The organism is Streptomyces sp. NBC_00316 (assembly GCF_036158715.1).
GTDB lineage: Bacteria > Actinomycetota > Actinomycetes > Streptomycetales > Streptomycetaceae > Streptomyces.
The window spans coordinates 8,572,375-8,585,062 of record NZ_CP108023.1 but is presented as its reverse complement, the minus strand read 5'-3'; the positions used below and the strand labels follow the sequence as shown (position 1 = coordinate 8,585,062).

The 12,688-nt window shown below is 66.9% G+C and carries 11 protein-coding genes and 1 pseudogene; 9 read left to right on the top strand and 3 right to left on the bottom strand.

Features of this window, described 5'->3' with window-relative positions; all coding sequences use genetic code 11:
* Window positions 1-51 precede the first annotated feature (51 nt).
* The 3 genes from OG878_RS38340 (at window position 52) to OG878_RS38330 (ending at window position 3,424) form a co-directional block, all read left to right on the top strand.
* The gene (locus OG878_RS38340; protein ID WP_328891524.1) at window positions 52-594 is read left to right on the top strand and encodes a lipocalin-like domain-containing protein; all 543 of its coding nucleotides are present in this window, start codon (window positions 52-54) and stop codon (window positions 592-594) included.
* 737 nt (window positions 595-1,331) lie between these two features.
* The gene (locus OG878_RS38335; protein ID WP_328891050.1) at window positions 1,332-2,657 is read left to right on the top strand and encodes an epoxide hydrolase family protein; all 1,326 of its coding nucleotides are present in this window, start codon (window positions 1,332-1,334) and stop codon (window positions 2,655-2,657) included.
* Window positions 2,658-2,932: 275 nt separating this feature from the next.
* A complete protein-coding gene (locus OG878_RS38330) occupies window positions 2,933-3,424 on the top strand; it encodes a GNAT family N-acetyltransferase (protein ID WP_328891049.1) in 492 nt (163 codons plus the stop codon).
* Window positions 3,425-3,431: 7 nt separating this feature from the next.
* Here OG878_RS38330 and OG878_RS38325 read toward each other — a convergent pair.
* Both OG878_RS38325 and OG878_RS38320 read right to left on the bottom strand, forming a co-directional pair.
* Window positions 3,432-4,020, bottom strand: a pseudogene (locus OG878_RS38325) (transposase); the annotation flags it as partial.
* 447 nt (window positions 4,021-4,467) lie between these two features.
* Complete coding sequence (locus OG878_RS38320) at window positions 4,468-5,091, bottom strand: isochorismatase family cysteine hydrolase (protein ID WP_328891048.1); 624 nt, start codon at window positions 5,089-5,091, stop codon at window positions 4,468-4,470.
* 758 nt (window positions 5,092-5,849) lie between these two features.
* Here OG878_RS38320 and OG878_RS38315 point away from each other — a divergent pair.
* The 6 genes from OG878_RS38315 (at window position 5,850) to OG878_RS38290 (ending at window position 11,145) form a co-directional block, all read left to right on the top strand.
* On the top strand, window positions 5,850-6,317 hold the full coding sequence (locus tag OG878_RS38315) for a MarR family winged helix-turn-helix transcriptional regulator (protein WP_328891047.1): 468 nt from the start codon (window positions 5,850-5,852) through the stop codon (window positions 6,315-6,317).
* Between the two features lie 479 nt (window positions 6,318-6,796).
* Window positions 6,797-7,159 (top strand): hypothetical protein, encoded by a 363-nt coding sequence (locus OG878_RS38310; protein WP_328891046.1) that lies wholly within the window; start codon window positions 6,797-6,799, stop codon window positions 7,157-7,159.
* A 124-nt stretch (window positions 7,160-7,283) separates the two neighbouring features.
* On the top strand, window positions 7,284-8,390 hold the full coding sequence (locus OG878_RS38305) for a CE1758 family FMN-dependent luciferase-like monooxygenase (protein ID WP_328891045.1): 1,107 nt from the start codon (window positions 7,284-7,286) through the stop codon (window positions 8,388-8,390).
* Window positions 8,387-9,001, top strand: coding sequence for an FMN reductase (locus tag OG878_RS38300; protein WP_328891044.1), 615 nt, complete (start codon window positions 8,387-8,389; stop codon window positions 8,999-9,001). Before OG878_RS38305 ends, OG878_RS38300 begins: the two co-directional genes overlap by 4 nt.
* 695 nt (window positions 9,002-9,696) lie before the next feature.
* Complete coding sequence (locus tag OG878_RS38295) at window positions 9,697-10,140, top strand: VOC family protein (protein ID WP_328891043.1); 444 nt, start codon at window positions 9,697-9,699, stop codon at window positions 10,138-10,140.
* A gap of 180 nt (window positions 10,141-10,320) precedes the next feature.
* The gene (locus OG878_RS38290) at window positions 10,321-11,145 is read left to right on the top strand and encodes an SDR family oxidoreductase (protein WP_328891042.1); all 825 of its coding nucleotides are present in this window, start codon (window positions 10,321-10,323) and stop codon (window positions 11,143-11,145) included.
* 666 nt (window positions 11,146-11,811) lie between these two features.
* Here the strand turns inward: OG878_RS38290 and OG878_RS38285 are convergent.
* Window positions 11,812-12,408 carry a hypothetical protein gene (locus tag OG878_RS38285; RefSeq protein WP_328891041.1) on the bottom strand — a complete coding sequence of 199 codons (597 nt, stop codon included), beginning with the start codon at window positions 12,406-12,408 and terminating at the stop codon, window positions 11,812-11,814.
* Window positions 12,409-12,688 lie beyond the last annotated feature (280 nt).

Here is a 12,688-nt window from a genome sequence, read left to right as displayed (position 1 = left end):
ACGTACGCTCGGTGAAGGCGGCCGGCGATCAGGAGGTGGGCGGTGCGTCGGATGTATCTGCTGTGGAAGATTGCGGCGGCAGGATTCGCCATGGACCAGATCACGAAGGCGATCGCCGCGGTTCTCGTTGAGGGCCATGAACCCAGGCGCCCGCTGGGCGGTGCGGTGACCTTCACCGCCTTCCGAAACTCTGGAGCGGCCGGCTCCTTCGCGCCCCGCGCAACCCTGGTCTTCACACTCCTGGCTATCGTCGTGCTCATCCTCATCGCCCGGGTCGGGTACATGTCCGCCCAGCTCACGACCCCGGACCGGCCGCTGTTCGAGGAGGAGCGGCAGGAGTACGGAAGTCCCGAGGAACTGGCCGAAGCGGCCCGCCACTACCTGGCCTACGCCGACTCCTTCCGGGTGCCGGACGGCGACACCGTCGTGCACGAGGTCGCCTTGTGCCTGTACCCGAACTGGATGGGCAACGGGCAGACCCGGGTGGCGCGGCTGGACGGAAGGACGCTCCAGCTGGCACCGCCCGCGCCCCTGAGCGTCGGAGGGAGACAGCGCACAGGCATCCTGACCTGGGAACGCGCCGAGCCGCACTGAGTCCGCACGGCGGAGCACACCGCCTCACGCTACCGGGTAGGCGGCGAGGGCCAGGCTGCCTGACCCTCGAGCGAGGCGGCATCCAGGAACGCCGCGATCGACGCCCACCAGTCCAGTACAGCCCACTGTGCGACACCTGACACGCCGCGTCACAGGCCGGGCATCCGTGGCGGGTGCCCGGCGTCCTTGCCCTTTCATGCCCAAGGACTGTAAATCGTTCGGCGCAACTCCCAATCATGGAATAGGCATCGGTGATCTGCACGCATTCTCGGCGGAAGCGGCGCGTACATAGCGCGCAAGAACCCTTGCACGCCGGTGCATTGTCGGCGCCGGCGTCAGCCCTCGACCGAGTTGCGGGCCCACAGAGAGGAACATAAAGTTACGGGAAGTAATAAGTCTGTCACGTCGCACGACCGCCTGAGGGCTGTCCCGTCATCCCTGGTGGATCAGCGCGCGGCGTCAGATGTGGTGCATCGCAAGGCGGAGGGGCGTCCTCATACTGGGCGTATTCGGGGGTGCCGACAACGCGGCGAGGTGCCGCATCTGTCGTCGCGCGCCCGCCAGGGATGACGGGACGGCCCTTAGGGCCCCCGCAACTCCACGGTTGATTCGGTTCACCTGAAGTGCAGTAACTCGGTGTGCGCAGAATTCATGTTCGCGCCAGTGAGTGGAACGCTCATCGAGAAAGCGTCACCTCTGCACATCCGGACCGCAGGAATAATTCAGGGAGATCCGTCATGCCCGAGTTTCTCCGTTCGTACTCCCGTCGGAAGTTCATCTTCACATCAGCCACCGCTGTGAGCGTGGCGGCAACAGGGGCTCTCAGCCTACGGGCCTGGGAAGACATCAGTAAGCCGGTCTCAGCGAGCGAGAGGCAAAGCATCCGCCCCTTCCGCGTGAATGTTCCGGAGCAGGACCTGACTGATCTGCGTCGACGTATCAAGGCGACACGATGGCCCGACCGGGAAACGGTCCCCGATCAGTCCCAAGGTGTCCAGTTGGCCACGATGAAGGAACTCGCTCAATACTGGGGAACAACGTACGACTGGCGGAACATCGAGGAGAAACTCAACTCTCTGCCGCAATACATAACAGAGATCGACGGACTCGACATACATTTCATCCACGTCCGCTCGCGCCACGCGAACGCCTTGCCGATTATCTTGACCCATGGCTGGCCCGGCTCCATTCTGGAGTTTTTGAAGGTCATCGAGCCGCTCAGCAACCCCACGGCGCACGGAGGCCGCGCCGAGGACGCCTTTCACCTCGTCATACCGTCGATGCCCGGCTACGGCTTCTCGGAGCGACCGACTACTACCGGGTGGGGTCCCGACCGCATTGCGCGCGCTTGGGCCGTGCTGATGGAGCGTCTGGGTTACAAGCATTACGTTTCCCAGGGCGGCGACTGGGGTGCTGTGATTTCAGACAAGATGGCTGTACAGAGACCCGCAGGGCTGCTCGGAATCCACGTCAACTTTCCGGCCACCGTCCCGCCGGACATCGCAAAGAAACTCGCCTGCGGTGACCCGGTACCTACCGATCTCAGCCTCGACGAGAAGGACGCCTACAACAAGCTGGCCACCTTCTACAAGGCAGGATCCGGCTACTCGGCGATGATGGTCACCCGTCCGCAGACGGAGGGGTACGGACTGACGGACTCGCCCGTCGGACTGGCCGCCTGGATGTACGACAAGTTCGCGGCATGGACGTACAGCGGCGGCCACCCCGAGCGCGTACTCACCAAGGACGAGATGCTCAACGACATCACCCTCTACTGGGTGACGAACACCGCGGTCTCCTCGTCACGTCTTTACTGGGAGAACAACGCCAACAACTTCAACGCCGTGTCGGTCTCCATCCCGGCCGCCATCACGGTGTTCCCCGGCGAGATCTACCAGGCACCGCGCAGTTGGGCGTCCCGCGCCTACCACAACCTCTTCTATTACCACAAGGTCCGCAACGGCGGCCACTTCGCAGCCTGGGAAGTCCCGGACATCTTCACGACCGAACTCCGGGCCGCATTCACGTCACTGCGCAACTCCCAGAGAAGTGCAGGAAAGTAAACTGCCGACCAGAAGTCGCCCTTACTCACACGGTCGACGATCACTGAGCCTGTGGGCTCCGGGCCTCTCCTGAGCCGACACTTGACGGCCCCGGTCATCTGGCCGAGGTCGGCGGCGGCAGGTTGCTGATGTTGCGCGGGAATCGTCGACCTCTCGCTGCCGCCCAAGGATGCCTAAAGGCTGTCCCGTAATGATCTCTGTGGTCTGGGCTGGTTATTGGAAGCCTGTCGGTAGGACCGTGGACGGCCACGGGTGGGTCCGGCACCATGGCCTGCATGCCAACCTGGACTATCAAGGACGAGCCTGTCACTGGCACGGGTGTCGACGAGGTGATGCGGGAGTACTTCACCGAGATGGGCCGGCGGGTGCTGGGCCGTCCGCCTACGCAGGCAGAACTTCGGGCAGTGCTGGCTGAGGACCCTCACCAGGCCCTCAGCCCGCCCGACGGCAAGTTTCTTGTTGCACGCAGCGGTGAGGGCGAGTTCCTGGGCTGCGCAGGTTTGCAGCTACTGAGGGGCGATCCTGAGACTGCGGAGCTCAAGCGAATGTATGTGCGCCCCACTGGGCGGGGAGCAGGGTTGGGCCGGGGTCTACTTCTCGCCGTCGAGGAATCTGCCAAGAGGCTGGGTGCTGCCCGGATCGTGTGCGAGACCAACACCCAACTCACTGAGGCACGGGCTTTGTACACAAGGCACGGTTACGAGGAGACCACGCCGTACGAAAGCCATGGCAAGGCGGATCACTGGTACGCCAAGGTACTCAGCTAGCGCCGCCTCAGGCAACGTTTACCCTGTCGACGACGGCTTGTAGGTGCTGGTCGTCGGCAGGGCGGTTTCGCCAGATGATGTAGCGGCGGATCATGCTGCCCCCTGTTCCTTGTGGCCGATGTCGTCCGTGCCGTCCAGGGTGAAGTAGCGCAGGGCCGTGAAATGGGCCTCGATGTGGTTGAGCCAGGAACTGTTGGCCGGTGTGTGGGCCATCTCGACGTTGTTCGCCGCAACCCAGTTGCCGACACGCTGGCACTTCTTCGTGGTCAGGTGCGGGGAGCAGTTGTCGGCCACGATCGCGATTCTGACGTCGGCCGGGTAGGGGCTGCGCAGGTAACGGCAGAACTCCAGGAACTGGGTGCGCCGCTTTACCGGTTTCATGTGGCCGTTGAGCTTGTCCTTGGATAGATCCAGGGCGGCGAAAGGTGTCGCACCCCGCCGTAACGGTTGTAGGTCGCTCGCCGCCGTCGGCGCGGTTCGCGATCAAGATCCCTCTGCTTGCCGCCGTGCTCGGCCCACTGCCGGCCCGGGTGGGGCATCAGGTTGAGCGGCCCGAACTCATCCATGCCGAAGATGACTTCGGGTTCGCCGTCCTCGCTCTCAGGATGCCGACCGAGTCCGGGCACATCCGCGCGATTTGGCGGGGTCACATCTCGCACCGAGCCGTGTTCCAGGCCTCCTGTCGGGCGCGGCGCCGTTCCAACCCGAAGGTGCGTAGGCGTTCGCGCGCGGCGACCAGGCAGCGGTTCCGGCCGCTCCCGTCCCACGTGGTGAGCGTCGGCGAACGCGTCGAACCGGCTCGGTCCGGGGCCGTTCAGGGCCAGTGGAGCACAAGACGGCCTTCGAGGGACCCCGGATGGCCGCTGCACGAACGCGATAACTCAGACCGAGGAACGGGAAGTTGCCAGCGTTCAACGGATCAGTGAGGAACAGTGTCACCTCTGACGCTCACGGTGAGCAGCGGCGGCTCCCGATGGCGGCCCTGAGGACAGGGCGACGTACTCCGCCCCCGCCTCCGCCGACGAGGAATGTGCGGAGTAGGCCTACGGTGCGGCTTTCTGAAGGGCCTTCAGAAATTCATCCGTCGTGAAGATCGCATGGGCATACGCGGGTGCATTGATGTCGAACGTCGCCCTCATCTCGTCCCAGGAGAAGGCGGCGATGGCATCGCGTATGAGCGTCACGTGGTACCCCAGCTCCTGTCCGAAGCGGGCAGTGGTGTCGACACACGTGTTGGCTTTCATACCGATGATCACGATCTTTTGCACCCGGTGCTGCTTCAGCATCATGTCCAGGTCCGTGTTCGCGAAGCCACTCGATGCCCAGTGCTGCCGCATGACCAGCTCGTTCTCCCGCGGCACGAAGTCCGGGTGCCATTCGGCACCCCAGCTGCCGGCCGCGAAGGTCCGCCCTTCGAGGACATGCCGCTGGGTCGGGGACAGGTGGTCCCACGTCTCGTAGTCTCCCGGCGCCGTCTGGTGGTGAGGCACGATGAAGACGTGGAAGCCCTGTTCACGGGCGGCAGACAGCACGGCTCGCATGTGGTCGAGGAGTCTTATCTCCTCCGCGACCTCCTTGACCTGCGACCACAGCTTTCCGCCCTCGGACAGGAAGTCGTTGTACGGATCTATGATCAGCAGGGCGGTATCTGCGGGAGGATATGTCACTTCCTGGGCATTCATCGCACCTCTGTTCTTCCGCGACTCCGGTACGGCGGAAGGCTTTCTCGTGGGCGCATCCGCCGCCCTTTTCGGCGATGAGCCCGGGACATGCATGAGGAAAGCGCCGCCAACCGTCTCCGCGTCACTCGACATCGGGCGGCCGCCGTCGTCACTCCAGCTCGCACCGTAGCCTGGCCGCTGGAGGGGTAGGACTGGTTCTGCAGTCGGTTATACAGCCGTCGATCACCACGCTCTCACGCTCCCGATGCGGGTGCATCTTGGCCGCTATGGCCTTCTCCTCACGCGCGTTGAGGCCCGACCGGTGCGCGACCGGCGGCAGCGCGTCGGCCGGGGCACGGCTCGTCTGCAGCCCTCTGCGGTCGTCTCCGACACCTCGGTCACCATGACCGTCCGGGCACTGAACCGAGGTGGCCCCGCAACCGTTCCGGGCGTGGATGTACTCCCGGCAACCGGTTCGGGATATAATTGCTTCGACAAGCAAGCTAAGGCAGAGATCGTTCCGTCACGTAGGTGCGGCGGGTTCGCGGAGTGACAAATCCTGCCCGCAGGCCGGACCCAGCCCTTGTCGGCCGACACGTCGGGCAAGTCCGGCGCGGGGCGAAAGAGGTCATTGCCGTTCGCCCGGCCGATCCGTCCCGCACGCGAGGGAAGCGCAGGGCTCGAACGAGAACCGCAGTGGAAACCGAAGCCGGGCCACCGGTCGGCCGATGCACCTTCTACCGCACACATGTGAGGTACGCCCCATGACACCGAAGCCCACCCCACCCGGAGACGCGTTGCAACCGCTCACCGCCGACGAAGAGGCCGTCGTCCGGGCCCTTCCCGCTCTCCTCTACGCCCTGCCACGCGCCATCGACGCCGAGATGACGCGAGTGCAGGGGTTGTCGAACACGGAATACCTGTCCCTGATGCATCTGTCGGAGGCACCCGGTCGGCGGCTGCGCATGCACGAGCTCGCCCGCGCCGTTGAGATGTCACTCAGCGGCACGACTCGTATCGTGGGCCGGCTGGAGAGCGACGGTTTCATCGAGCGGGTGCAGTGCGAAAGGGACGGTCGCGGCTGGCACGCCTCCCTGACCGACGCCGGCCTCACCCGCCTCGAAGAGGCCTGGCCCACCAATCTCGCCGCGACACGCCGGTACTTCCTCGACCATCTCAAGGAACTGGACCTCAAGAAACTCGCGGCCGCCCTGCGAAACGTCGCCACTTGAGCGCCGCACGCCGCTACGGCGCGCTTCCTCCTGGCATGAGGGGAGCCGCCTGAGCGACGGTGCGCGGCACTCCGCAGCGCCATCGAGTCACGTCCGCGCGAGCCCACACCGGCCCCGATCCGACCGGCACGGGCAACTGGTGTGCGGCAGTCGCCGGTCCTCACGCTCGCCAGGCAACGCAGCACGCTCCGGGGCGCGGCGGCGACCCGGAGCAGCCTCTTACTCGTCGCGGTCGCCACCCAGTGCGGTGTGGACCCGGTTCCACTTCGGCGTGACGCAAGGCACAGGATTGATGCGTATGGCCGCTGCCGGATCTGATTATATTTGCTTCGCGCAGCAATTAAATCTGCGCCCGGTGTGCCTGTCCTCCGCAGTGCTCCAGCGAACCGGACCACTCGGGTGAGCCACTCGTCGCACGCCGCGCAGCCGACTTCCGATTTCGCGAGTCGGTGCGCAACCGACCCTGGGCAAGGAAACACATGACTCTCACCATCACCGACGTACGGACCGGCCTCCCCCTGCCCGGGAGCGCTGTCAAAGGCACGGGCACCGGGCGGCACCGGGGCACGCGTGCCGATGAGGACGGCCGGGTACCCGAAGGCGACTTCGCGGGGCACGGCCGTCACCGCGGAATGGCCCGCACTGCCTGGCTGCTGCCGGCGGACGGCGCCGAGGGCACCGAGGGCACCGAGGGCACCGACCACGACGCTGCCCACTCCCCCGTCCGGGACGGGAGCGTGGGCCTCGGCCGGGAGCACCGCGTCGCCGACGGCCTGGCGGCTCTCAAGGCGCTGATACTGCAGCACAAGACCGCGCAGACCGACCGCGCGCAATATCTCTGACGAGCGGCCGGAGCATCGCGCGTCACCGGACCACGCGGCCCCTCTGCGCTCCGGAAACCCGTCTGCCTCGTCACTGGCGGCAACGGTGGACAGCGTCATCGATACAGCGAACAGGACGGACAGGATGCAATTCGGAATCTTCGGCGTAGGAGACGTGGCACGCGACCCGTTGTCCGGACGGACGCCCACGGAACACGACCGGCTCAAGGCACTCGTGGAGTACGCGAAGCTCGCCGAAGACGTCGGTCTGGACGTCTTCGCGACCGGCGAGCACCACAACCGCCCTTTCGTCACATCCTCGCCCACCACACTGCTCGGGTACATCGCGGCGCGGACGGAGAAGATCCTGCTGTCCACGTCGACCACACTGATCACCACCAACGATCCGGTGAAGATCGCCGAGGACTACGCGACGCTGCAGCATCTCGCAGACGGCCGGGTCGACTTGATGATGGGCCGGGGCAACACCGGACCGGTCTTCCCGTGGTTCGGCCAGGACATCCGCGACAGCATCGCACTGGCGGTGGAGAATTACGCCCTGCTGCGCCGACTGTGGCGCGAGGATGTCGTCGACTGGGACGGACGGTTCCGAACTCCGCTGCAGGGCTTCACCTCTACCCCGCGTCCGCTGGACGGCATACCGCCGTTCGTCTGGCACGCGTCCATCCGCAGCCCGGAAATCGCCGAACAGGCCGCCTACTACGGTGACGGCTTCTTCCACAACAACCTCTTCTGGCCCAAGGAACACGTCAGGCAGCTGGTCGATCTCTACCGGAGGCGCTTCGAGCACTACGGACACGGCCGCGCCGACCAGGCAGTCGTCGGCCTGGCCGCGCACCTGTTCGTGCAGAAGAACTCGCAGGACGCCATAAGGGAGTTCCGCCCTTACTTCGACGCCTCCCCCACGTACGGAAACGGTCCGTCTCTGGAGGACACCATGGCCCGGACCGCAATGCTGGTCGGGAGTCCGCAGGAGGTGATCGAGCGTGTGCTGGCCTACCGCGAGCACGCGGGTGGCGACTACCAACGCCAGCTGTTCAACGTGGACGGCATCGGCGTTCCGCACAGGACCGTCCTCGAACAGATCGAGTTGCTGGGCGAGATCGTGCCCGTCCTGCGCAAGGAGTTCGCCGTGGGCCGCGCGGCCCACGTTCGGGACGCCCCCACACACGCCTCTCTCACCGTGGCGGCGCGGGAGCAGGCCGCGCGACCGGAGGAAGGTCCGCGATGAAACGCACCCTCGCCGTCGTCTCGGCCGGAGTACGACTGCCGTCCTCCACTCGCCTGCTGGCGGACCGGCTCACCGGCGCCGCCCGGGACGAGCTGGAGGAACTTGGCTCGCAGGTCGACATCGACGTCGTCGAAGCAAGAGACCTTGCTCACGACCTGGTCAACTGTCTGATGGCGGGCTACCCGTCACCGGAACTGCGGCGCGCGTTCGACGCCGTCGCGGGGGCTGACGGCCTGATCGCCGTGACACCCATCTTCAACGCGTCCTGCAGCGGTCTCTTCAAGCTGTTCTTCGACTGCATCGAGGACGCCGCGCTGGCTGACAAGCCGGTGCTGATTGCGGCCACGGGTGGCACCGGCCGACATTCACTCGTGCTGGAACACGCATTGCGGCCGATGTTCACCTACCTGCACGCCGTGGCCGTGCCCACGGCGGTGTACGCCGCGACGGAGGACTGGGGCAGCGGTGGCGGCTCCCAGGGGCCACTCCTGCGGCGAGTAGCGCGAGCGGCTCGGGAACTCGCCGTCGGGGTACACCGGAGTGAGCCGCTGACCCCAGCGGATCCCTATCGCGACCCCGTGCCGTTCGAGCAGTTGCTGGACGGCATGTGAACCAGGCCGGCATCGAGCCGCCCCGGTACCCAGCCTTCGCCGCGGCGGTACCCGGGCCCGACCGCTGCAAGACCGGCGATCGCGACGGCAGACGCAGAGGACTGGTCGGAGCGCAGGACGCCACCGTGGGTGGATCCGGCACACCGCTGCACGGCAGGCGCGGGTGCGCCGGCTCCGCCGAGTGCCGAGCGCCCCGTAGGCCCGCGGCCGAGCGATACGCCGATGTGGGGAGCCAACGACCTGTACGGACCGGTCACCCTGGGCGTTGCCACCGCGGCTCCCCAGCTTGACCAGACGACCCGGTTTCACAGCCCCGGCGTGTGCCCCACGCTCACGATGACCGCGCACGCGCCGCCGCACCGGGCCTCGACGGAGTCGGCTCCCGCGCGGGAATCACTCTCGCGCCGGGCCGGTTCGTGCTCCGCACGTGTGTACCGGCGCCGGTCCACGGCCTGACCACGAGTGACGCCGCTGATCGCCTGGGCGCGCAATGCGGCCAGCCCACGACCTGGATTCTGGATAAGACCGTACGGCCGCGGGGCCTGAGAAGCTCGACCCCGACAGCCCTCACGGCCAAGTGGGCGAACGACTGCGTCACCTCCTTGACCAGTTACGCGAGGAGATGCCATGATCTCACCGGTTCAATCGGTGACGCACAACATGCGAAACCGCCGTCCGTGAACAGAGAAGCGAAGATGGATCTGAAACTCGAAGTTGTGGTGCTGCCCGTCTCCGACGTCGACCGGGCCAAGGCCTTCTACGAGAAGGCGGGCTTCCGTCTCGACGTCGACTACGTCGCCGACGACAGCTACCGCGTGGTGCATCTGACGCCCCCCGGATCGCAGTGCTCGATCCTCTTGGGCACTGGAGTCACCACGGCCGCACCGGGTTCGGTGCAGGGCCTGCACCTCATCGTCTCGGACATCGAGGCAGCCCACGCCGAACTCGTCGACCGTGGCATCGAGATGGGCGAGATCTTCCACGACGCGGGCGGGGTGTTCCACCGCGGTACAGAAGAGGGACGCGTCAGCGGCCCGAACCCGCAGCGCGCCAGCTACGGTTCCTTCGCCGCATTCAGCGACCCTGACGGCAACGGCTGGGTACTGCAGGAAGTGACGACCCGTCTCCCCGGCCGGTGACGACGGCTCCGCCCACCACACGCCGAAGACACCTGGGCTCCGACCGGCCGACGTTGACCAGGGTGACGGCGCCCGTCCTCGGGCCCTTGCCCAGTCGGCCGGTCGTGAAATTGAAGCGGACACCGGGCCTTCAGGCTCGGGCGGTCAAAAGCGATCAATCGAACCTTGGGAGGCAGCATCGTGATCGTAGTGACCGGCGCGACGGGCAACGTCGGCCGTGCACTTGTCGACCGACTCCTCGCCGCGGGTCAGCCAGTACGGGCGCTGACCCGCGACCCCGGGCGGGCGTCGTTGCCCGAAAGGGCCGAGGTGGTGCGGTTCCGGGCGGAGGACCCAGCCGCCCAGTTCGCCGGGGCGACAAGCCTCTTCCTCTATGCCCAGGCGAGCACCGTCTCCCTGCTGGATGCGGCCCGTGCACACGGAATCCGTCATGTCGTCCTGCTCTCCAGCGGCATCATCCAGAAGGGCGTCGACGAAACCCACCCCATCCACGTCATGCACGCCACTGCCGAACGGCAGATCCGGGACAGCGGTCTCGCCTGGACCTTCCTGCGGCCCAACGCGTTCGCCACCAATGCCCTCCAATGGGCGCCTCAGATCCGTGCCGGGAACACCGTCCGGGGCGTGTTCGCGGGCGCTCTCTTCGCGCCTGTCCACGAGGACGACATCGCGGCCGTCGCCGAGCGGGCTCTGCTCGATGACGGGCACGAGGGTGCCGTGCACCGGCTGACCGGACCCGAGGCGACCACCAACGCCGAGCAGGTCGCGGCGATCGGTGCGGCAGTCGGCAGAGGACTGACGTTCGTCGAGGTGGACCCGCGCAAGGCGGGTGCGGAACTGTTCCCGCACGTGCCGCCCCAGATGCTCCGACGGATGCTGGAGTCCTTCGCGCAAACCGTCGGTGTACCCCCGGAGATCACCGGCGCGGTCGAGGATCTCACCGGCAGCCCAGCCCGGGCCTTCGCCCACTGGGCCCGGGACCACGTTGCGGACTTCACGGCGTAGACGCCGGTTTCCTGAAGCAAGGATTCTGTTCCTCGTCGTCTGCCTTGGGGCGAGCTGGTGTCGCAGGCGACCGTGTGATCCTCTCCATGCCGCTGATCCGGCAGCCGCGCCGTCCGGTCGGCGCGGACTGCCGGGCGTCGATGGAGGATGGCGCTGTGGATGGGTGAACTCGTGTGCTGCTCTTCGCACCGAGGGCCTCCGGGGCTCGCCCGATGCCACGACTGCGGACCTGGTGGGCAGCCGCCGGCGTCGGTGGCGCGCGGATCTTCACGACGATGAGGGCAGGCACGGTCACGGTGGCGAGCATCGGGGCGCCGTCAAGACCGGCCGAATGCAGGAACGCGGTCGCGGCCGCGTCGGCGAAGTAGCCGAGGAAGGCGTTCAGTTCGCCTCGGCCGGCGATCGCGGAGGCGAGAAGAATGGCCGTCTAACCGGGCCAGCAGCCCGATGAAGGTGCTCGTCTCACTGGTCGTCAGGACGAACACCACGGCGTACGGCCACCATCCGGCCGCTTCGATCACACCGTTAGATGCATGGCGGTCAGCCCGCGCGCCCCAACGGCACGGGGTCGGAGGAAAGGACGTGGGCCGGCCGGACCGGCGCCCGCGCCGTTCGCCCCCGGGTGGCGGCCGCCGCCACCCGGCTCCTCGGCGCGCGGCCGCAGCTCTACGACCTGTCCTTCCGGCCCCAGGCATCCGCAGGGCCTCGGCTCCATGATTCCCTCCGCGGAAGACGCCCCGCGACGCACCAGGAAAGGAGCGGCACTGCCGCGCCCAGAGCACCGGCGAAGGCAGGGTGAGGGGACGTCAGCACGGACGTCGTCACGCCGCACACCGCCGTCATCATGACGGCGATGCGTGCTGGGACCGACGAGATGGCGGTGACCACCGCCAGGGCCATCAGCAGGTACCAGCCCGTGAGCGCACCGGGCATCGCCAGGTACTCACGGAAGAGCGAACTCTCGTGCTCCGGAAGGTGATTCAGGGGAACCGACCAGGTGTAGACCAGCCCGGCCGCGCTGGACAGCAGCAGCGCGAAGGCAGCGCGGGTGTAGGCCGCCTGCCGCTGGTGCGCCAGCCAGAGCAGGATCAGTGCCGTCAGGGGCCAGGGGGTCAAGGCGTGGACGGAGGCCATCACCTGCGTCGTGTCCGTCCAGGCGAAATCGGGATAGGGGTCGGCACCGGAGGAGACGCCGAGCAGGGCCGCGTGGAGCATCGCGATCGCCGCCGCGCCCGTCGCCGTGTGCCGCAAGGTCCTGCGCACGATCACTTGTCGCGCCGGCCGAACGTCGCGAGGACGGCTTCCTTCTGGTCTGCCGGATGCCAGGACGGCGGCGTGCGGCATCTGCGTGGCATGGCCCACGTCTGGTCACCTCACTGGGTTGATGAATCAAATATGTGTTTTATGAATCAGGCGGGGACGGATGCCGAATCCACCGACCTCGCACGCCGGGCGGCGGTCCCGCGCGGGTGCGAAGCACCGCGAACCCGGCGTCAGTCGGATCCGGAGCGAGCAGACCGGGGAGCACCCCCGGCTTCCGCCC